The organism is Ralstonia sp. VS2407 (genome assembly GCF_052950655.1).
The window spans coordinates 340,124-361,469 of the sequence record NZ_JBRFVG010000004.1 but is presented as its reverse complement, the minus strand read 5'-3'; the positions used below and the strand labels follow the sequence as shown (position 1 = coordinate 361,469).

Sequence of the window (21,346 nt, the reverse complement as noted above, 5' to 3'; positions counted from 1 at the left end):
TCACCATGGGCGTTCTGGCTTCATTGCTGGGGCTGTTCGGCTGTGATCAGCAGAAGGTCGACCAGGCTGTGGATCGTGTGGGCGATGCCGCCAAGCGGGCATGGCAATCGGCCAAGCCGGACAACCTGCTGTTCAAGGGTATCGTGGCGGGGCAATCCACCGAGGACGATGTCAGGGCCACCGCCGGCCAGCCCGAGATGATCTGGGAGAACGAAGGTGGCACGCGGCAGCTTGAGTATCCGCGCGGACCCGAAGGGACTTCAACGTGGATGGTGACGATCGGGCCTGACGGGCACGTGCAGAAGATCGAGCAGGTGTTGACCGCCGAGAATTTTGGACGCGTACGTGTGGGGCAGAGCAAGGACGATATCCGCCGCATGCTCGGCAAACCTGGGAAGGTCGAGGTGTTTAAGCTGAAGCAGGAAGAGGTTTGGGGGTATCGGTGGATGGAAAGCGCGACTGAACGGGCTTTCTTCAATGTGCACTTTGGGGCGGATGGGCGTGTTACGACGACTTCGCGTAGTGATGATCGGTTGAATGGGGGGTAGGGGTTTTTGTTGTTTGGGTTTTTGGCTCTGGATTTTTTTGTGGTGCATCCCCCGTGTCGTACCCTGCCGGGACCGAAAGGGGGGTGGACCACCAAGCCCAACTCCCCATCAAACCAAATCAACGCACCCGCATCCCCGGCACCGCCCCAGCATGCGGCTCAAGAATATAAAGCCCCGGCTGAGCCTTCTCATCGGCAGCCGAAGCCGCCAACACCATCCCCTCCGACATCCCAAACTTCATCTTGCGCGGTACGAGGTTGGCCACCATCACGGTCAGCTTGCCGACCAGATCTTCCGGCGCATACGCCGACTGGATGCCCGAAAACACATTCCGCGTCTGTCCTTCACCCACATCCAGCGTCAGCTGCAGCAGCTTGTTTGATCCTTCCACGCGCTGGCAGGCGACGATCTTGGCCACACGCAGGTCGATCTTGGCGAAGTCGTCGATGGTGATGGTCTCGGCCATCGGCTCGATCGCGGCAACACCGTTGGCGGCAGCAACCGTTGCTTCTGCGGTGGCCTGCAGCGACTGGCGATTGGCTTCCACCAGCGCATCCACCTGCTTCTTGTCCACGCGCGTCATCAGGTGCGAGTACGGCTGGATCGGCTTGTCCGACGAGAGTTGCGAATCGATCGATCGCCACGTCAGCGGCTCAACGTTGAGGAACGCTTCGATGCGCTCGACGGTGGTCGGCAGAATCGGCTTGAGATACACGGCCAGCAGGCGGAACGCTTCCAGCGCAACCGAGCACGCGGCATGCAGCTTTTCGCGGTTGGCTTCGTCTTTGGCCAGGTCCCACGGCTTTTCTGTGTCGACGAAGGCGTTGACGGCGTCGGCCAGCTCCATCACGGCGCGCAGCGCCTTGCTGTACTCGCGTTTTTCGTACAGATCGGCGATTTGCGGGGCGGCTTCGCGCAGCTGCACCATCAGCGGGTGGCCCAGTGCGGCGTCGCTTACGCGGCCTTCGAAGCGCTTGACCAGGAAGCCCGCCGACCGGCTGGCGATGTTGACGAACTTGCCCACCAAATCGCTGTTCACGCGGGCGATGAAATCGTCCAGGTTCAGGTCCAGGTCTTCCATCGTCGCGTTCAGCTTGGCGGCGAAGTAGTAGCGCAGCCATTCCGGGTTCAGGCCGGTGTCGATGTAGCTCTGTGCCGTGATGAACGTGCCGCGCGACTTGCTCATCTTGGCGCCGTCCACGGTCAGGAAGCCGTGGGCGAACACGTTGGTCGGCGTGCGGTGGCCGGAGAACTTGAGCATCGCCGGCCAGAACAGCGTGTGGAAATACAGAATGTCCTTGCCGATGAAGTGGTACTGCTCGGTGGTCGAGTGTTCGTTGATCCACGCGTCGAAATCAAGGCCGCGCTTGGCGCACAGGTTCTTGAAGCTGGCGTAGTAGCCGACCGGCGCATCCAGCCACACATAGAAATACTTGCCCGGCGCGCCCGGAATCTCGAAGCCGAAGTACGGCGCGTCACGCGAGATGTCCCAGTCCGACAGTTTGGCCTCGCCTTCATCGCCAAGCCATTCGCGCATCTTGTTGGTGGCTTCGGGCTGCGCCAGGTCGGCCACCCATTCGCGCAGGAAATTTTCGCAGCGCGGGTCAGACAGCTTGAAGAAGTAGTGTTCCGACGACTTGCGCACTGGCGTTGCGCCCGACACCACGGAATACGGATTCTTCAGGTCGGTCGGCTGGTACGTCGCGCCGCAGACTTCGCAGGAATCGCCGTACTGGTCTTTCGCGCCGCACTTCGGGCATTCGCCCTTGATGAAACGGTCCGGCAGGAACATCTCCTTGACCGGGTCGTAGAACTGCTCGACCTCGCGCACGTCGATCAGGCCAGCTTCCTTGAGCTTGAGGTAGACGCTCTGGCACAGCTCCTTGTTTTCATCGGAGTCGGTGCTGTAGTAGTTGTCGAACGAGACGAGGAAGTTGTCGAAGTCGCGCTTGTGTTCCGTCCAGACGCGTTCGATGAGCTGCCGCGGGGTCAGGCCTTCCTTCTCGGCGCGCAGCATGACGGGCGTGCCGTGCGTATCGTCGGCGCCCACGTAATAGGTCTCATGCCCGCGCATGCGCTGGAAGCGCACCCAGATATCGGTCTGGATGTACTCGACCAGGTGGCCGATGTGAATCGGTCCGTTTGCGTAGGGCAGTGCGGAAGTGACGAGGATGCGACGTTCGGACATGGGCAGGCCAGAAAGGTGCGGGCGGGCCGCAAACAGGGCGCGGCGCGCGGAGAAACGCATATTTTAGCGCGCCCGGCGGCGGCAAGCCCGTCAGGGAGCAATCTGCGGACTCGCGGGTGTGATCGTGGGGTTGACCCATGCGTCACGATGCCGCGCATGGTGTAAACCAAAAAAAAGCGCCGGTCAGAGCCGGCGCAGCTTTCCACAACGGAAAAGGAGGAGAAATCAGGTACCGCCCGGGAGGTCAGCCACGCATCGCGAGCCAGCAACGTGTGGCAAGCGGCACCTGTTTTCTATGACAGGGTTAGCCCTGAATTGGTTTCAAATAAATTTCGACGCGGCGATTTTGAGCGCGGCCGGCCTCGGTCGCGTTGTCGGCAACGGGCTGGTTCTGGCCGCGGCCTTCAGCCGAGAGACGGTTGCGGGCCACGCCTCGGTCGGTCAGGTAGTTCGCCACGCTCTGGGCGCGCTTTTGCGACAGCGTCATGTTGTAGTTGGGGTTGCCGGTGCTGTCCGTGTGGCCGACCACATTGGCGGCCAGTTCCGGATGTTGCGTGAGCGTTTGCGCCACGCTATCCAACGGGCCGCGGAACGACGGCTTGATCACCGCGCTGTCGGTATCGAACGAAACCTGGCTGGGAATGTTCAGCTTGAGCGAGCCGTCGGGCTGCTCCGAAATTTGCGTGCCGGTGCCGGCCGTATCGCCAGCCAGCTTGGACTTGATGGCGCCCCAGTTGTAGCCGACGGCTGCACCGGTTGCCGCGCCCAGCGCACCGCCAATGGCGGCGCCCTTGCCGTTGCCGACCAGTGCGCCGATGCCAGCACCCACGGCCGCGCCAACGCCGGTGCCCATGGCGGTCTGGTTCTGCTGCTCGGTGGCGCAGCCGGCGGCCAGCAGGGCGATCAGCGAGACGGAAATAAGCTTGGCTTTCATGGTTTCTCCTACGGGTAACGGGATCGGTTCTTGTGGGTTTGCCGATATCCGGCGCATCAGAGGGATATTGGGGAGAATCGGACGAACGACGCGCCGGCAAAATACAATAGCAAAACAGTAGATAGAGTGGCCAGGGCGCCGCAAAGTTCATGCCGCGTCACCGTTGGCCCGTCCCCCATTCGCATTAGATTTGTGGAGCAAATGTTGAGCGTAACCATCGAACAGATCACCGAAGCCCTGCGCGGCGTGGTGGATCCCAATACCGAGCGCGACCTTGTGTCGTCCAAATCGGCGCGCAACATCCGGGTCGACGGCGGCGAGGTGTCGCTCGATGTGGAACTCGGCTACCCCGCCAAGAGCCAATTCGAGCCGATCCGCAAGCTGGTCATCGGGGCGCTGCGCAAGGTGCAAGGTGTCGAGAATGTGAGCGTGCAGGTGTCGATGAAGATCGTCGCGCACGCGGTGCAACGCGGCGTGCACCTCATGCCGAATGTGAAGAACATCATCGCGGTGGCATCCGGCAAGGGCGGCGTGGGCAAGTCGACCACCGCCGTGAATCTGGCGCTCGCGCTGGCTGCGGAAGGCGCCAACGTGGGCATTCTTGACGCCGATATCTACGGCCCGAGCCAGCCGATGATGCTGGGCATCCAGGGCCAGCCCGAGTCGGCAGATGGCAAGACGATGGAGCCGATGGAGGGGCACGGCCTGCAGGCCAACTCGATCGGCTTCCTGATCGAGCAGGACAATCCGATGGTCTGGCGCGGCCCGATGGTGACCTCGGCGCTGGAACAACTGCTCAAGCAGACCAACTGGCGCGACCTGGATTACCTCATCGTCGACATGCCCCCGGGCACGGGCGATATCCAGCTCACGCTGTCGCAGAAGGTGCCTGTGACGGGCGCGGTGATCGTCACCACGCCGCAGGACATCGCGCTGCTCGACGCCAAGAAGGGTCTGAAGATGTTCGAGAAGGTGGGAATTCCCATCATCGGCGTGGTCGAGAACATGGCGGTCTATTGCTGCCCGAACTGCGGCCATACCGAGCACATTTTCGGCGCCGGCGGCGGCGAGAAGATGTGCGAACAATACGGCGTCCCGTTCCTGGGCAGCCTGCCGCTGAACATGTCGATTCGCGAGCAGGCCGATTCGGGCCGCCCGACCGTGGTGGCCGATCCCGACGGCGCAATTGCCGGCGTCTACAAGCAGATCGCGCGCCGCGTCGCCATTGCCGTGGCCGAGAAGGCGAAGGACATGACGAGCAAGTTCCCGTCGATCGTCGTGCAGAACACCTGAGCGAAAAACCATGGATGCCAGCGAGCCGTTGTCCAACGATCGTCAGACGGAGCGCCCGTCCGTACGGGTGGCGGTGGTGCTGTGCCGCCGCCCGACGGCCAGCCGTTGGCAGCCGTTCCAGTGGCGGCTGGAGGCTGTCGTGCCCGATCTGGGCGAATACGGCACCGCACCGCGCTGCCTGGATCGTGCCGACGATGAAAAGGGTGACGAGCGCTGGCTTACGCCTGGCTTCTCCGTCACGCTGTTTCGCGACGAGGCCGAAGGCTACTACCTGAACGTGACTTCCGCCGCGCCCTGCTGGTTTGTGCTGTGGCGTCTAGGCGAGTCGGGTACGGCCGACGAGGGCCGGGCGATTCCGCATACGGTTTCGCTGAGCTACAACGAGGCTGGCCGCTGGCTCGACGGTGGCGAGACGGTCGAAAATGTGCCGTTGGACGCCGCAGCGCTGGAATGGCTGCAGGCGTACGTGGCTGAAAACTACCGGCCCGAGCCGAAGAAGCGGCGCCGGCCGGAGTCGTTCCTGCCGCCGGAAGATCGCGCGAAGTTCTGAGTGAGGCCGCTGTGAGCGACGAAACTTTCCTCTCGCGCTGGTCACGCCGCAAGGCAGCAGAGCGGCGGGGCGAACCCGAACCGGAAGCGGCCCCGCCCCCCGAGCCGGCGCCCGTTGTCGTGCCCGAAGCGTCGACGGTCGAACCCGCGCCCGAGGTACCACCCCCGCTCACGCTGGAAGATGCCGCCAAGCTGACGCCATCCGATGATTTCGCGCCTTTCGTCGCGCACGGCGTGGACGAGGCCGTCAAGCGTGCCGCGCTCAAGAAGCTCTTTGCCGATCCGCATTTCAATGTGATGGACGGCCTCGATACCTACATCGACGATTATTCGCAGCCCGACCCCATCCCGCCTGAGATGCTGCGCGAGCTGCGCCATACGGCGGGATTGCGATTGTTCGAGCCGCTGGAAGAAGAGGATGCGGCTGCGCCAGCAGGAATCGAACCAGTATCGGACGCTTCGCCTGCTTCGCCCGTTGTGACCGGCGAGACGCCGCCTGAACCCGCCGATGCCGTGTCGCCCCTTGTTGAGGACCCGGCCCAGGCAACCCCGCATGGCGGCGCTAAGCCGCCGTCCGTAGAATAAAAAAAGTACCGCGCGGCAACGACCGCGCGGCCATGTCTCCACAGCCCGCGCCATGCACGTGGGCGCTCACGCACAAATCCATGCCGACGCTGCTCTGCAGTTGCAATCACACCATGCCCATCGATGCCGATGCGGTGGGCGACGCCCTGCGCGCGTCCGACGCCGCCGTCGACGCGCCAGGCAAGACGCACCACCTGCTGTGCCGCCGCGAGATCGGCGCGTTCACGCAGGCGCTGGAGGGTACGGAAGACGTCATCGTCGCCTGCACGCAGGAAAAGGCGTTGTTTGCAGAGGTGGCCGCGCAGCACGAGGGCGTGACGGCGCCGATCCATTTCGTCAACGTGCGCGAAACGGGCGGGTGGTCGGCGGGGGCCAAGCGCGATGCGCGTGGTTTCCGTGCCAAGACAGCGGCGCTGCTGGCCGTCGCTGGGTTGCCGGCACCTGACCCCGTGCCGGTGGTCGATTACCGCTCCGACGGCAACGTGCTGATTGTCGGTCCGGCTGAGCGTGCGATGCCCTGGGCGGAACGCCTGGCCGACCAACTGAGCGTGACGGTGCTCGCCACCGGACGCGATCGCGCAAGCGGCCCGCTCGCCCCGCCGATGGCGCGTCGCTGGCCCGTTCACGCGGGCGAGCTGCAGGAGGTGACCGGCTGGCTTGGCGCGTTCGAGGTGCAGTGGCGCAACCGCAATCCGATCGACCTTGACCGCTGCACGCACTGCAACGCCTGCATCGATGTCTGCCCGGAAGGCGCCATCGACGCGCTTTACCAGATCGACCTGGATGCATGCCGCGACCATCGCGCGTGCGTCAAGGCTTGCGGCGATGCAATGGCCATCGATTTCAGCCGGGTGGAGGCCCCCCGGGCGCTATCGGGCCAATTCGACCTGATCTTCGATTTGAACGATGCGCCGGCGTTTGCGCGGCATCAGCCGCCGCAAGGCTACTTCCATGCGGGCGCAGACGCGGGCCGCCAATTGACCGCTTCGCTGGCACTGCTGCAGATGGTGGGCGAGTTCGAGAAGCCCAAGTTCTTCCAATACAAGGAATCCATCTGCGCGCACGGGCGTAACGGCCAGGTCGGCTGCGACGCTTGCGTGCAAGTGTGTTCCGCGTCGGCGATTGCGCCGCAGTGGAAGGATGGCCGCGGCAGCGTGCACGTCACGCCCAATCTGTGCGTGGGCTGCGGCGCGTGTACGACTGCGTGCCCGACCGGCGCCATCACCTATGCCTATCCCAGCGCGCCGTACCAGGGGCGCAAGCTCAAGACGCTGCTGAGCACGTATGCATCGGCGGGTGGGCGTGATGCCGTAGTGCTGCTGCATAACGGTGGGCGCGGCCGCACGCTGATCGAGCAACTTGGCCGGGCCGCGCGTATCGGCAACGCCCAGGGCGTGCCAGTGAATGTGCTGCCGGTCGAGGTATTCCATGCGGCATCGACGGGGTTGGACTTATGGCTATCCGCATTGGCTTACGGCGCCGCGCGCATCGCCATCCTGCTGACGGAAGACGATGCACCGCAGTACCGCGCGATGCTGGTCGAGCAGGTTGCCGTGGCGCAGGCCATGCTGCAGGGCCTTGGCGAACCGGCGGATGAGGCGGGCGTGGTGCTGATCGACGTGGCGGATGCGGTGGCGCTCGACGCGCGCCTGGGCAGCGCTGACGTATCGGCCCCGCTGCGCGGTTTCCGCCGTGACATGGCGGCTGCCACCTTTGCAGTGGCCGCGGCAAAGCGCGAGACGCTGGACTTCGCGCTTGACCATCTCGCGCGTCACGCCAAGGCCACCGAGGCCGTCTTCCCGTTGCCGGCCGGCGCACCGTTCGGCTCCATCACCGTGAACCGCGAACGCTGCACGCTGTGCATGGCGTGCGTGGGCGCGTGCCCATCGCAGGCACTGCGCGATCAGGCCGAGCGCCCCGTACTGGCCATGATTGAGCGCAACTGCGTCCAGTGCGGCCTGTGCGAAACCACGTGCCCTGAAAGCGCCATCGCCCTCGTCCCGCGTCTGAACCTGTCGGCCGAAGCTCGCCAATCGATCACGCTCAACGAGGCCCAGCCGTTTCACTGCATCCGCTGCAACAAGCCGTTTGGCACCGCGCAGATGGTCGCGACGATGCTGGCCAAGCTGGGCGCGCATCCGGCGTTCTCGGGTGCCGCCGCTGAGCGTCTCAAGATGTGCAGCGATTGCCGCGTGATCGACATGATGCAGCACGGCGAACGCCCTGGCGCCCCGCACTGAAAACCGCCCATTGAAGCCGCGCATTGAAGCCGATCCCTGATCCCATGACCGACGCCCAGCCCCTGCAATTCCAGCCCGCCGCCACGCCTGCCGACAGCGCCGAGGATCTCGCCCGTGCGGACCTGTACGGCCTGCTGGCCACGCTGTTCTTCCGCGCGGCCGACGCTGATTTGCTGCAGCGCATCGCCGCCGCGCCGCTGGACCCGTCGGGCGACGACGCTATCGCCCCGGCCGATGCGGAAGCTGCCGCCAGCAGCGCGCTCACCCAGGCGTGGCGAAAGCTTGTTGCCCGCGCCGGCAAGACCACCGCCGAGCAGGCCGACGACGAATACACCGAACTGTTTATCGGCGTCGGCAAGCCCGAAGTGTTCTTGTACGGCTCGTACTACCAGGCCGGTTTCATGAACGAAAAGCCGCTCGTGGTGTTGCGCGACGACTTGCGCCGCTACGGCCTGGAGCGCGCCGAGGGCATCACGGAAACCGAAGATCACCTCGCTACGCTGTGCGAGGTTATGCGTTACCTCATCGCCGGGGACGATGTTGCTGTTGCCCGCGTTGAGGAGCAGCGCGCTTTTTTCCAGCGCCATCTGGCCCCATGGGTCGATACAGCTTGTGATGCTGTATTGCAGCATCCGCGCGCCGCTTTTTATGCCGACGTGGCGGGATTGGCGAAGGCGTTTTTCGACGTCGAGCGGCTCGCGCTGGAATTGGCGTGACTGCAATGTGGTCGACTGCCTAAAAATTGAGCGGTCGGCCAAGAGTCGCGCCCCGTCCGCGTCACGGCGGACCGGTTCAAATCGTACTCATTGAAAAAATTCATCGGTAAATCGTCAGGAAAATCCCTGTGTGAGGGGTTTTAGGCATGGTTTTCCCATGCCGTTACTCCTAAAATGTGTTCAAAAATTCCTATTACATTCGGTCATCGGTTTGAATGAGCCGGGGAGCATCGAAATGCCAGGTCCGAACACCGTCCCTCACGCCCGCCCCGAGGCGGATTCCGCTGAATCCGGCCCCACGCGCCGCCGCTTCCTGATGGGCGCCGCGGTGGCCGCTGCCGCAGCAGGCACCGCCGCCACGGCCAGCCATCTGGTGCAAGCGCCCGCCGCCACCGCCTCGCCACCGGCTGACGCCGCTGATGACGGCGCCACCGGCTACCGGCTGAGCGAACACATTCGCAAGTACTACAAGACGACGTGGATCTGACACGGCCGCATGCGCGCCGCTGCTACTCCATCGTCATTGCACGCACCCCTCATCCTCAGGTGACCTCATGCTTCTGACCCGCAAACCGGCGGTACAGGACACCAAAGCCGCACCGGCCCGACGTTCAAACGGCCAGGGCGCCGCATCGCTTGCCGGCAGTCTGGCTCGCAGCCTGGCCGGCGCGCTGCCGACCATGGACCGCCGCACCTTCCTCAAGCGCTCCGGTATCGGCGTTGGCGCAGGGCTGGCCGCGACGCAGCTTTCGCTGGTGAAGAAATCGGTGGTGGGGGAGGCCCAGGCCGCCGAAGGCAAGGGCGATATCGTCGTGCGCCGCACGGTGTGCTCGCACTGCTCGGTCGGCTGCTCGGTGGATGCCGTCGTGCAGAACGGCGTGTGGGTGCGCCAGGAACCGGTATTCGACTCGCCGATCAACCTGGGCGCGCACTGCGCCAAAGGCGCTGCCCTGCGCGAGCACGGTCACGGTGAATACCGCCTGAAGACGCCAATGAAGCTCGTGGACGGCCGCTACCAGCGCATCAGTTGGGAGCAGGCGCTCAACGAGATCGTCGCCAAGATGAACACGATCCGCCAGGAAACGGGGCCGGATTCATTCTTCTTCGTGGGTTCGTCCAAGCACAGCAACGAGCAGTCGTACCTGCTGCGCAAGTGGGTGTCGTTCTTCGGCACCAACAACTGCGACCACCAGGCGCGTATCTGCCATAGCACCACCGTGGCCGGCGTGGCCAACACCTGGGGCTACGGCGCGATGACGAACTCGTACAACGACATGCAGAACGCCAAGTGCGCGCTGTATATCGGCTCGAACGCGGCCGAGGCGCACCCCGTGTCGATGCTGCATCTGCTGCACGCCAAGGAAACGGGCTGCAAGGTCATCGTGGTCGACCCGCGCTACACGCGTACGGCCGCCAAGTCCGATGAATACGTGCGCATCCGCTCGGGTACCGACATCGCCTTCCTGTTCGGCGTGCTGTATCACATCTTCAAGAACGGTTGGGAAGACAAGCAGTACATCCACGATCGTGTCTACGGCATGGACAAGGTGCGCGAGGAAGTGCTCACCAAGTGGACGCCGGACAAGGTCGAGGAAGTGTGCGGCGTGCCTGAGGCCCAGGTGCACAAGGTTGCCGAGATGATGGCGATGAACCGCCCGAGCACGCTGGTGTGGTGCATGGGCCAGACGCAGCACACCATCGGCAATGCCATCGTGCGCGCATCGTGCATCGTGCAATTGGCGCTGGGCAATATCGGCAGGTCGGGCGGGGGCGCCAATATCTTCCGTGGCCACGATAACGTTCAGGGCGCGACCGACGTGGGGCCCAATCCGGACTCGCTGCCCGGCTATTACGGCCTCGCTGCTGGCGCGTGGAAGCATTTTGCCTCCGTGTGGGGCCTCGATTACGACTGGATCAAGGGCCGCTTCGCCTCGCAGGCGATGATGGAAAAGTCTGGCACCACCGTCTCGCGCTGGGCCGACGCGGTGCTCGAGAAGAACGAGCTGATCGACCAGGACAACAACGTTCGCGCGGTCTTTTACTGGGGCCACGCACCGAACTCGCAAACGCGCGGGATGGACATCAAGCGTGCGCTCGACAAGCTCGACCTGCTCGTGGTGATCGACCCATACCCGTCAGCCACGGCGGCCATGGCCAACATGCCAGCCGCCGACGGTACGCCGCCCAATCCGAACCGTGCCGTCTATCTGCTGCCGGCCGCCACGCAGTTCGAAACGTCGGGCTCTTGCACGGCGTCGAACCGCTCGCTGCAATGGCGCGAAAAGGTCATCGAGCCGCTGTTCGAATCGCAGCCCGACCACGTGATCATGCAGGCCTTTGCTGATCGCCTTGGCTTCGGCAAGGAGCTGTCGAAGAACTACAAGATCACGGAATACAAGCGCGCCGGCATGACGTGGCGCGAGCCGGAGATCGAATCGATCCTGCGCGAGATCAACCGCGGCAACTGGACGATCGGCTACACCGGCCAATCGCCGGAACGCCTGAAAGCTCACATGCGCAACATGCATCTGTTTGATGTGCGTACGCTGCGCTGCAAGGGCGGCAAGGACGCCGAAACAGGCTACGACCTCACCGGGGATTACTTCGGCCTGCCTTGGCCGTGCTACGGCACGCCGGAACTCAAACACCCTGGCTCGCCCAACCTGTACGACACAAGCAAGCATGTGATGGAGGGCGGGGGCAACTTCCGCGCCAACTTTGGCGTGGAGCGCGACGGTGTCAACCTGCTGGCCGAAGATGGCTCGTTCTCGCTGGGCTCGGAGTTGACGACAGGCTACCCCGAGTTCGATCACGTGTTCCTCAAGAAACTGGGCTGGTGGGACGACCTGACCGACGCCGAGAAGAAGGCCGCCGAAGGCAAGAACTGGAAGACCGATTTGTCGGGCGGTATCCAGCGCGTGGCGATGAAGCACGGCTGCCATCCGTTCGGCAACGCCAAGGCCCGCGCGATCGTGTGGAACTTCCCAGACGGCATTCCGCAGCACCGCGAGCCGCTGTATTCAACGCGGCCCGACATGGTTGCCAAGTACCCCACGCATGACGACAAGAAGGCCTTCTGGCGCCTGCCCACGCTGTACAAGACAGTGCAGCAGCGCAATATCGAGAACAAGGTCTACGAGAAATTCCCGATCATCCTCACCTCCGGCCGCCTGGTGGAGTACGAGGGCGGCGGCGAGGAGACGCGCTCCAACCCGTGGCTGGCCGAGCTGCAGCAGGAGAACTTTGTCGAGATCAACCCGAAGGCTGCAGCCGACCGTGGTATCCGCCACAACGATTTCGTCTGGGTCAAGACGCCGACCGGCGCCCAGATCAAGGTGCGTGCGCTGGTGACGGAGCGTGTGGGGGTCGACCACGCCTTCATCCCGTTCCACTTCTCGGGCTGGTGGCAGGGCAAGGATCTGCTCGATTACTACCCGGAAGGCGCACACCCGATCGTCCGTGGCGAGGCCGTCAACACGGCCACCACCTACGGCTACGACTCGGTGACGATGATGCAGGAAACGAAAACGACGGTCTGCCAGATCGAGCGGTTCGCATAAGGACGGGGAGATCAACATGGCACGCATGAAATTCATCTGTGACAGCGAGCGCTGCATCGAATGCAACGCCTGCGCCACGGCCTGCAAGAACGAACACGAGGTGCCCTGGGGCGTGAACCGGCGCCGCGTGGTCACCATCAACGACGGCATGATCGGTGCGGAGAAATCCATCTCCGTGGCGTGCATGCATTGTTCCGATGCGCCGTGCATGGCGGTCTGCCCGGTCGACTGCTTCTACCGCACCGAAGACGGCGTGGTGCTGCACGACAAGGACGTCTGCATCGGCTGCGGCTACTGCTCCTACGCGTGCCCGTTCGGCGCGCCGCAGTTCCCGAGCCAAGGTACGTTTGGCGTGCGCGGCAAGATGGACAAGTGCACGTTCTGCGCGGGTGGCCCCGAGAAGAACGGCAGCGAGGAAGAATTCGAGAAGTACGGTCGCAACCGCCTGGCTGAAGGAAAGCTTCCGCTGTGCGCGGAAATGTGCTCGACGAAGGCGCTGCTCGGCGGCGATGGCGATGTGATTTCCGACATCCTGCGTAACCGGGTCATGAAGCGCGGGAAGGGCGCCGAGTTGTTCGGGTGGGGCACGGCCTACGGCGGTGGGCACGGCAAAGGCAGCCAGGCAGCGCCGGCTACCCCCGCCGCCCCCGCCGCGCCTGCTTCAACGCCGGGGGCGCAATCATGACCGCCCGGGCCCGCTCGACCAGCCTGCTGATCGCCCTTGGCGCCGCGCTGTTGCTCGGTGCCTGCGGCGAACGCCCGCAAACCGCCTTTGCCTCGCACCGCAAGGACGACGCGCCAGCCTACAAGGGCGCAGAAGGCGATCCGTTCATGGCCAAGAACTGGACGCCCGGTGACCGCACGAGCTGGGAGAACCAGATCCGAGCGCGCGGCCAATATCAGAACGAGTACAACAAGACGCCGTGACGCCATGACACGTACGAGCGGAGGTTCGTCCATGGGCACTTCCTGGAAGCACTTTGCGATGGCCGTGTTGCTCGGCGCAGCGGCGGCGTTGGCGAGCGCGCAGCAGCCGGCCAGCGCGCCGGCGGCCAACAATGCCCCCGTCAATCCGGCCGTTCAACCGGCGCAACCGTTCTCCAACATCGTCTCGGAGAATGTGTTTGATCTCCAGAAGCGTGATCTCGCTAAAGAGGCGCGGGACCAGGCCGCACGCCGCGTCACGCGCCCCGGCAACAACGCGCCTGTCTGGCGCGAGGTGAACTCCGACCAGGCGCATTACGCCAGCATTCCGGGGCTGGAAGCCGGCGTGCTGATCCAGCGCACGGGGCAGAAATGGCGGCTGTTCCGCAATGGCGTGATCACCGTGTGGGGCGGTTGGCTCGTGGTGCTGGTGCCGCTGCTCATCCTGGGGTTCTTCCTGTGGCGCGGCACGATTCCCCTGAAGGAAGCGCCTACCGGCCGCAAGATCGAGCGCTTCACGCCGACCGAACGCTACGTGCACTGGACCATGGCGATTTCCTTCGTCACGCTGGGCGTCTCGGGCATCGTCATGCTGTGGGGCAAGCATTTTCTGCTGCCGATCCTTGGGCACCAGTTGTTCGGCTGGCTGACGTACATATTGAAGAATCTCCACAACCTGGTGGGGCCGCTGTTCACGGTCAGCATCATCGTGGCCTTCGTCATGTGGGTGCGCGACAACCTGCCCCGCAGTGGCGACATGAAATGGCTACTGAGCCTGGGCGGCATGTTTGCCGGAGAGCACGGCGCCGAAGTGCCCTCGCATCGCTTCAACGCCGGGGAGAAACTCTGGTTTTGGGGCGGCCTCGTCGTGTTCGGGCTGGTCCTGTCGGCCTCGGGCTGGACGCTCGATCGCATCGTCCCCGGCGTGGATTACTACCGCAGCACAATGCAATTGGCCGAGGTCATTCACGCCATTGCGGCAGTGGGCATGATCTGCATGTCGCTGGGCCACATCTACATGGGCACGATCGGCATGGAAGGCGCTTACCGCGCGATGCGCGACGGCTATGTCGACGAAGCGTGGGCGAAAGAGCACCACGAGCTATGGTACGACGACGTCAAGGCCGGCAAGATTCCTGTGCAGCGGACCCAACCGCCTGCGCCGCCGGCACCGAGCGAGCAGCCCGCCAAGTCATGACGCCATCGACCGCCACCGATTCAAGGAACCTCACCATGCATGCATCCGCTCTGAGCCGCGCCGCAGGTATGGCACTTGCTGCCGCCATGCTGAGCCTGACAAGCGGACTGGCCGGCGCCAAGCTGCCGGCACCGACGGAAGAACAGAAGGCACAGGCGGATCTGGCGAAAGCCAAGGCAGCCTGGGGCGACAAGGTGGCCGCGTTCCAGACATGCAAGGCCCAGGACAAGGTGGCGGCGTCCTACCAGGCCGGCGGCAAGGCTGCGCATACGCAACCGGGCGCGCCGTGCGTTGACCCGGGGCCGTTTGTCGCGCCCGCGCCTCCTGCACCTGCAGCGGCGGCCAAAGGGTGAACCGTTGTTGCCAATGTTGCGTGTTCATCATCCGGCAGTACAATCGTCCGCTCCCCGAGTGAACCCTGACTGGAGGTGACACATGAAGCAACTCGTGATTGCACTCGCCGCGATCGGCCTGATGGCCGGCTGCGCATCGAACTCAGCGTCGACGGCCAAGGCGGCGAATGCCGGTGACGGCGCCATGGCGGCCTCGGCCGTGCTGGCACCCAAGAGCGGCAGTACCGTGCAAGGCAGCGTGAAGCTCGCGCAGCAAGGCGACAATCGGGTTGCCATCGCCGTGGATATTTCCGGTTTGCCGGCTAACGGCATGTTCGGTTTCCACGTGCATGAAAAGGGCGATTGCTCGTCGGCGGATGGCAATAGCGCTGGCGGCCACTTCAACCCGACCGGCCAGCAGCACGGTGATCCGCGCCACGGCGCGCACCATGCCGGCGACATTCCGATGCTGCAATCCGATGCCAACGGCAAGGCCGTCGGCTCGATCGTTCTTTCCGGCGTGACGCTGTCGCCTGGGCCCACCAGCTTGGTCGGCCGCGCGCTGGTCGTCCACGCAGGCAAGGACGACTACATGACCCAGCCCACCGGCAATTCCGGCGGGCGCATCGCCTGCGGCGTGATCGTGGCGAACTGATCGCCCGCCCGCGGTACCTGCTCCCGGGCAGGTACCAGCCGCACCATGCGCACGCTTGCCGTGCGCATTTTTATTTGAACTAAGACATTGATGCCGCTGCGCCCTGAACTGACCAACGCTTCCGTTCCACTGCTTGACGAGGTTGAAGTGCTCGACGAGCTGGGCCGCGCACGCAGTGTCTTCATCCCCGGTGAGCGCCCGCTCACCGTCTACCTCGACAAGCGCGAACTGGTCACGCTGATGACGCTGGGCGGTGCCCCGGAAGCGCTCGTACTCGGCTATCTGCGTAACCAGCGCCTGATCGGCAGCATCGAAGACATCGCCTCCATCCAGGTCGACTGGGAAACCGAATCCGCTGCCGTCACCACGCGCGGCGGTATTGCCGATCTGGATGAGAAGACCGCCCGCCGCACCGTGACCACCGGCTGCGGGCAGGGCACCGTGTTCGGCTCGCTGATGGACGAGATCGACGGCATCCATCTGCCGCCCGACGCGCGCATGACACAAACAACCCTGTATCGCGTGGTCGACACCATCCGCCTGCAGCAGTCCATCTACAAGCAAGCGGGTTCGGTGCATGGCTGTGCGCTGTTCGATGCGCACGGCGGGCTGCTGCACTTCATCGAAGACGTGGGCCGCCACAATGCCGTGGATGCGATCGCCGGCCTCATGTGGCTTGAAGGAATGGAGGGCGGCGACAAGATCTTCTACACCACCGGCCGCCTGACTTCCGAGATGGTCATCAAGGGCGCGCAGATGGGCATTCCGTTCCTGCTGTCGCGCTCGGGCGTTACGCAGATGGGCCACCAGATGGCGCAGCGCGTCAATCTGACGCTGTTTGCGCGGTGCACTGGGCGGCACTTTTTGCTCTACACGGGGCGAGACCGGTTCGTGGCCGAACCAGAGATGGCAGGCACCGTGGGGCCGCGCGGAGAGTTGCCCCAGGCGGCGGAATCCAGCCGCTGATCTGCCCTGGTTGGTTCGATAAGGCCAGAGCAAGCCATCGGCTGCCACGGGGTTTTCCGTCACAGGTTTGGGAGTACAATCCGCGTTCCAAACCGGCCCCAGCCGCGGGCCGGCCTGCTGGCGTGACCAAATGGGGACAGTTTTCGCACCGCGAAGCCTGCCCCCATTTGTTCATCCAAGGTATCTGGACGCTCCATGAGCATCAAATCCGACAAGTGGATCCGCCGCATGGCCGAGCAGCACGGCATGATCGAGCCGTTCGAGCCCGGCCAGGTGCGTGAATCCGACGGCCGCCGCATCGTTTCCTACGGCACCTCGAGCTACGGCTACGACATCCGCTGCGCCGACGAATTCAAGATCTTCACCAACATCAACAGCACCATCGTCGATCCGAAGAACTTCGACGAGAAGTCGTTTGTCGACTTCAAGGGCGATGTGTGCATCATCCCGCCGAACTCGTTCGCGCTGGCCCGCACGATGGAGTATTTCCGCATCCCGCGCACCGTGCTCACCGTGTGTCTTGGCAAGAGCACGTACGCGCGCTGCGGGATCATCGTGAACGTCACGCCGTTCGAGCCCGAATGGGAGGGCTACGTGACGCTGGAGTTCTCCAACACCACGCCGCTGCCTGCCAAGATCTACGCCGGCGAAGGCTGCGCACAGGTGCTGTTTTTCGAGAGCGACGAGGAATGCGAAACCTCGTACAAGGATCGTGGTGGCAAGTACCAGGGCCAGCACGGTGTGACGTTGCCCAAGACCTAGTTTTTGTAGTCCGTTTCCGCGCGTTCAGGCGTATCCGGAGCGGTGCCTTTAGCTTCATCCATAAGGAACCACGATGAAATTCCGCTTTCCCGTCATCATCATTGACGAGGACTTCCGCTCCGAGAACATCTCCGGGTCGGGCATTCGCGCGCTGGCCCAGGCCATCGAGCATGAGGGGATGGAGGTGACCGGCCTCACCAGCTATGGTGACCTGACCTCGTTCGCCCAACAGTCGAGCCGCGCGTCCACCTTCATCGTCTCGATCGACGACGATGAATTCATCAACCCTGACAACGACAAGCCCGAACCGCAGGCGGTTGAAAACCTGCGCGCCTTCGTGGCCGAGGTGCGTCGCCGCAACGCTGACATTCCCATCTTCCTGTACGGCGAAACGCGTACCTCGCGCCATCTGCCGAACGACGTGCTGCGCGAGCTGCACGGCTTCATTCACATGTTCGAGGACACGCCTGAGTTCGTGGCCCGACACATCATCCGTGAAGCCCGCAACTACCTCGATTCACTGCCGCCGCCGTTCTTCAAGGCGCTGATCGACTACGCGCAGGACAGCTCGTATTCGTGGCACTGCCCGGGGCACTCGGGCGGCGTGGCGTTCCTGAAGAGCCCGGTGGGGCAGGTGTTCCACCAGTTCTTTGGCGAGAACATGCTGCGCGCCGACGTCTGCAACGCAGTGGAAGAACTGGGCCAGTTGCTCGACCACACGGGCCCGGTGGCCGCGTCCGAGCGCAACGCCGCGCGCATCTTCGGCTCCGATCACATGTTCTTCGTGACCAACGGCACGTCGACGTCGAACAAGATGGTGTGGCACGCCAACGTGGCGCCCGGCGACATCGTGGTGGTGGACCGCAACTGTCACAAGTCGATCCTGCACGCGATCATGATGACGGGCGCGATCCCCGTGTTCCTGATGCCGACGCGCAACCACTTCGGCATCATCGGGCCGATCCCGAAGAGCGAGTTCGAGCCCGAAACGATCGCCAAGAAGATCGCCGATCACCCGTTCGCCAGCCAGGCCAAAAACAAGAAGCCGCGCATCCTGACCATCACGCAGGGCACGTACGACGGCGTGCTGTACAACGCCGAGATGATCAAGAACATGCTGTCGACCGAGATCGACACGCTGCACTTTGATGAAGCGTGGCTGCCGCATGCGTCGTTCCACCCGTTCTACGAGGACATGCACGCGATTGGTCACGGCCGCCCGCGCAGCAAGGACGCGCTGGTGTTTGCCACGCAGAGCACGCACAAGCTGCTGGCCGGCCTGTCGCAGGCTTCGCAGATCCTCGTGCAGGATTCGGAAACGCGCAAGCTCGATACGTACCGCTTCAACGAGGCGTATCTGATGCACACGTCGACGAGCCCGCAGTACTCGATCATCGCTTCGTGCGACGTGGCCGCGGCAATGATGGAAGCGCCGGGCGGCACTGCGCTGGTGGAAGAGAGCATTGCCGAAGCGCTGGACTTCCGCCGCGCCATGCGCAAGGTGGAGCAGGAATACGTCGGCACGAACGGTGGCAGTGGACGTGGCGACGACTGGTGGTTCAAGGTCTGGGGCCCGAACGACCTGTCCGACGAAGGCATCGAGGACCGCGAAGCCTGGATGCTCAAGGCCAACGAGCGCTGGCACGGCTTCGGCAACCTGGCCGAAGATTTCAACCTGCTCGACCCGATCAAGGCCACCATCATCACCCCGGGCCTGGACGTCGATGGCAAGTTCAGCGACTCGGGCATCCCGGCCGCCATCGTGACGCGTTATCTGGCTGAGCACGGCATCATCGTCGAGAAGACCGGCTTGTACTCGTTCTTCATCATGTTCACCATCGGCATCACCAAGGGCCGTTGGAACTCGATGGTGACCGAGCTGCAGCAGTTCAAGGACGACTACGACAACAACCAGCCGCTATGGCGCGTGTTGCCGGAGTTCGTGCGCCAGTATCCGCAGTACGAGCGCATCGGGCTGCGCGAGCTGTGCGACAGCATCCACAGCGTCTACCAGGCCAACGACGTGGCCCGCGTGACGACGGAAATGTACCTCTCGAACATGGAACCGGCGATGAAGCCGTCGGACGCCTGGGCCAAGATGGCTCACCGTGAAACCGAGCGCGTGGCAATCGACGACCTGGAAGGCCGCATCACCGCCATCCTGCTGACGCCGTATCCGCCGGGCATTCCGCTGCTGATTCCTGGCGAGCGCTTCAACAAGACGATCGTGCAGTACCTGCAATTCGCCCGCCAGTTCAACAAGCTATTCCCGGGCTTCGAGACCGACATTCATGGTCTGGTCGAGGAAGAGGTCGACGGCAAGATGGGGTATTTCGTCGACTGCGTGCGCTGAGTTTCAGCCACACAAAACAGAAACGCCGCGCTGAGTTGATCAGCGCGGCGTTTTTGTTTGAAGCGTGCAGCCGATTATTCAGCCAGCGCGGCCCGTGCGAACGCAATGGCTTGCTTGACCTGCTCCGGCGCTGTCCCGCCGATGTGGTTGCGCGAAGCGACTGAGCCTTCCAGCGTCAGCACGGCGTGCACATCGTCGCTAATGAGGTCGGACTTGTCGCCCAGGCCGCAGATGTCACGCAGTTGCGCAACCGACAGGTCTGCCAGATCACAGCGCAGGTCGTCGCACGCGCGCACGGCGTGGGCCACGGCTTCGTGTGCATCGCGGAAGGGCAGGCCGCGCTTGACCAGGTAGTCGGCCAGATCGGTGGCGGTCGCGTAGCCCTGCAGCGCAGCGGCACGCATGGCGTCGGCTTTGACGGTGATGCCCGGCACCATGTCGGCAAAGATGCGCAGCGTGTCGACCACGGTATCGACGGTGTCGAACAGCGGTTCCTTGTCTTCCTGGTTGTCCTTGTTGTACGCCAGCGGTTGGCCCTTCATCAGCGTGAGCAGGCCGATCAGGTGGCCGTTGACGCGGCCGGTCTTGCCGCGTGCCAGTTCCGGTACGTCCGGGTTTTTCTTCTGCGGCATGATCGAGCTGCCGGTGCAGAAGCGGTCCGCAATGTCGATAAAGCCCACGCGCGGGCTCATCCACAGCACCAGCTCTTCAGAGAAGCGCGAGACGTGCGTCATGACGAGCGCGGCGGCGGCGCAGAATTCGATGGCGAAGTCGCGGTCGGACACGGCATCCAGCGAGTTGCGGCACACCCCGTCAAAGCCCAGTTGCTGCGCGACGAATTCGCGGTCGATCGGGTAGCTCGTGCCAGCAAGCGCCGCGGCGCCCAGCGGCAGGCGGTTGACGCGTTTGCGGGCGTCGAGCATGCGCTCGGTGTCGCGCGTGAACATCTCGACGTAGGCCAGCAGGTGGTGGCCGAACACCACCGGTTGCGCGACCTGCAGATGCGTGAAGCCCGGGACGATGGTGTTGGTGTGCTGCTCGGCCAAGTCCAGCAGCGCGCTGCGCAGGGCCTTGAGCAGACCGACGATGTTGTCGATCTCGCTGCGCAGCCACAGGCGGATGTCGGTGGCGACCTGATCGTTGCGCGAGCGGCCGGTGTGCAGGCGCTTGCCGGCGTCGCCCGCCATGGCGGTCAGGCGCGCTTCAATGTTCAGGTGAACGTCTTCCAGGTCCAGCTTCCACTCGAACGTGCCGGCCTCGATCTCCTGGCGAATCTGCGCCATACCTTTTTCGATGGCAGCGCGGTCGGCTTCGGCGATGATGCCCTGCTTGGCGAGCATGGCGGCGTGCGCGAGCGAGCCCTGGATGTCGAACAGTGCGAGGCGCTTGTCGAAGAACACCGACGCGGTATAGCGCTTGACGAGATCGGACACCGGCTCGTTAAAGCGGGCGGACCACGCTTCGGCCTTCTTGGCGAGTTGGGAGGTCATGGGCGGACAGCTGGAGGAGCGCGGCCAGCGAGGCACCAGCCGCAAATTCAGGA

General features: G+C 63.9%; 19 protein-coding genes. 16 read left to right on the top strand and 3 right to left on the bottom strand.

Annotated elements, in window-relative coordinates; translation table 11 throughout:
- Positions 1-5: 5 nt before the first annotated feature.
- Positions 6-548: a hypothetical protein gene (locus ACU8YE_RS09510; RefSeq protein ID WP_260801979.1), complete on the top strand. Its 543-nt coding sequence runs from the start codon at positions 6-8 to the stop codon at positions 546-548.
- Between the two features lie 118 nt (positions 549-666).
- Here the strand turns inward: ACU8YE_RS09510 and metG are convergent, their stop codons facing one another.
- Both metG and ACU8YE_RS09500 read right to left on the bottom strand, forming a co-directional pair.
- Positions 667-2,736, bottom strand: a complete 2,070-nt coding sequence (gene metG, locus ACU8YE_RS09505; RefSeq protein WP_446928579.1) for a methionine--tRNA ligase — start codon at positions 2,734-2,736, stop codon at positions 667-669.
- A 304-nt stretch (positions 2,737-3,040) separates the two neighbouring features.
- Complete coding sequence (locus tag ACU8YE_RS09500; protein WP_232040740.1) at positions 3,041-3,670, bottom strand: OmpA family protein; 630 nt, start codon at positions 3,668-3,670, stop codon at positions 3,041-3,043.
- Positions 3,671-3,874: 204 nt separating this feature from the next.
- Between ACU8YE_RS09500 and apbC the strand changes: the two genes are divergently transcribed.
- The 15 genes from apbC to ACU8YE_RS09425 all read left to right on the top strand — a co-directional run bounded on the left by apbC (position 3,875) and on the right by ACU8YE_RS09425 (position 19,803).
- Positions 3,875-4,963 (top strand): iron-sulfur cluster carrier protein ApbC, encoded by a 1,089-nt coding sequence (gene apbC, locus ACU8YE_RS09495; protein WP_446928617.1) that lies wholly within the window; start codon positions 3,875-3,877, stop codon positions 4,961-4,963.
- Positions 4,964-4,973: 10 nt separating this feature from the next.
- Positions 4,974-5,513, top strand: a complete 540-nt coding sequence (locus ACU8YE_RS09490) for a DUF3305 domain-containing protein (RefSeq protein WP_316869999.1) — start codon at positions 4,974-4,976, stop codon at positions 5,511-5,513.
- Positions 5,514-5,524: 11 nt separating this feature from the next.
- Complete coding sequence (locus tag ACU8YE_RS09485) at positions 5,525-6,097, top strand: DUF3306 domain-containing protein (RefSeq protein WP_446928578.1); 573 nt, start codon at positions 5,525-5,527, stop codon at positions 6,095-6,097.
- An 80-nt stretch (positions 6,098-6,177) separates the two neighbouring features.
- Positions 6,178-8,337 (top strand): 4Fe-4S binding protein, encoded by a 2,160-nt coding sequence (locus ACU8YE_RS09480; protein ID WP_446928577.1) that lies wholly within the window; start codon positions 6,178-6,180, stop codon positions 8,335-8,337.
- Between the two features lie 44 nt (positions 8,338-8,381).
- Positions 8,382-9,053 carry a TorD/DmsD family molecular chaperone gene (locus ACU8YE_RS09475; protein WP_232040736.1) on the top strand — a complete coding sequence of 224 codons (672 nt, stop codon included), beginning with the start codon at positions 8,382-8,384 and terminating at the stop codon, positions 9,051-9,053.
- A gap of 235 nt (positions 9,054-9,288) precedes the next feature.
- Positions 9,289-9,540: a ubiquinol-cytochrome c reductase iron-sulfur subunit N-terminal domain-containing protein gene (locus ACU8YE_RS09470; protein ID WP_232040735.1), complete on the top strand. Its 252-nt coding sequence runs from the start codon at positions 9,289-9,291 to the stop codon at positions 9,538-9,540.
- Positions 9,541-9,607: 67 nt separating this feature from the next.
- Positions 9,608-12,613 (top strand): molybdopterin-dependent oxidoreductase, encoded by a 3,006-nt coding sequence (locus ACU8YE_RS09465; protein WP_446928576.1) that lies wholly within the window; start codon positions 9,608-9,610, stop codon positions 12,611-12,613.
- Positions 12,614-12,629: 16 nt separating this feature from the next.
- Positions 12,630-13,298, top strand: a complete 669-nt coding sequence (fdh3B, locus tag ACU8YE_RS09460) for a formate dehydrogenase FDH3 subunit beta (protein WP_232040733.1) — start codon at positions 12,630-12,632, stop codon at positions 13,296-13,298.
- On the top strand, positions 13,295-13,540 hold the full coding sequence (locus ACU8YE_RS09455) for a hypothetical protein (protein ID WP_232040732.1): 246 nt from the start codon (positions 13,295-13,297) through the stop codon (positions 13,538-13,540). Before fdh3B ends, ACU8YE_RS09455 begins: the two co-directional genes overlap by 4 nt.
- A gap of 31 nt (positions 13,541-13,571) precedes the next feature.
- Positions 13,572-14,735 carry a formate dehydrogenase subunit gamma gene (locus ACU8YE_RS09450; protein WP_446928575.1) on the top strand — a complete coding sequence of 388 codons (1,164 nt, stop codon included), beginning with the start codon at positions 13,572-13,574 and terminating at the stop codon, positions 14,733-14,735.
- Positions 14,736-14,770: 35 nt separating this feature from the next.
- Positions 14,771-15,088 carry a hypothetical protein gene (locus ACU8YE_RS09445; RefSeq protein WP_316878823.1) on the top strand — a complete coding sequence of 106 codons (318 nt, stop codon included), beginning with the start codon at positions 14,771-14,773 and terminating at the stop codon, positions 15,086-15,088.
- A gap of 82 nt (positions 15,089-15,170) precedes the next feature.
- Positions 15,171-15,722 (top strand): superoxide dismutase family protein, encoded by a 552-nt coding sequence (locus tag ACU8YE_RS09440; RefSeq protein ID WP_232040729.1) that lies wholly within the window; start codon positions 15,171-15,173, stop codon positions 15,720-15,722.
- Between the two features lie 90 nt (positions 15,723-15,812).
- On the top strand, positions 15,813-16,688 hold the full coding sequence (locus tag ACU8YE_RS09435) for a formate dehydrogenase accessory sulfurtransferase FdhD (protein WP_322017400.1): 876 nt from the start codon (positions 15,813-15,815) through the stop codon (positions 16,686-16,688).
- Between the two features lie 195 nt (positions 16,689-16,883).
- A complete protein-coding gene (gene dcd / locus ACU8YE_RS09430; protein ID WP_004632155.1) occupies positions 16,884-17,450 on the top strand; it encodes a dCTP deaminase in 567 nt (188 codons plus the stop codon).
- A gap of 73 nt (positions 17,451-17,523) precedes the next feature.
- Positions 17,524-19,803, top strand: coding sequence for an arginine/lysine/ornithine decarboxylase (locus ACU8YE_RS09425; RefSeq protein WP_232040727.1), 2,280 nt, complete (start codon positions 17,524-17,526; stop codon positions 19,801-19,803).
- Between the two features lie 74 nt (positions 19,804-19,877).
- Here ACU8YE_RS09425 and argH read toward each other — a convergent pair whose 3' ends face one another.
- The gene (argH, locus tag ACU8YE_RS09420) at positions 19,878-21,293 is read right to left on the bottom strand and encodes an argininosuccinate lyase (RefSeq protein WP_232040723.1); all 1,416 of its coding nucleotides are present in this window, start codon (positions 21,291-21,293) and stop codon (positions 19,878-19,880) included.
- Positions 21,294-21,346 lie beyond the last annotated feature (53 nt).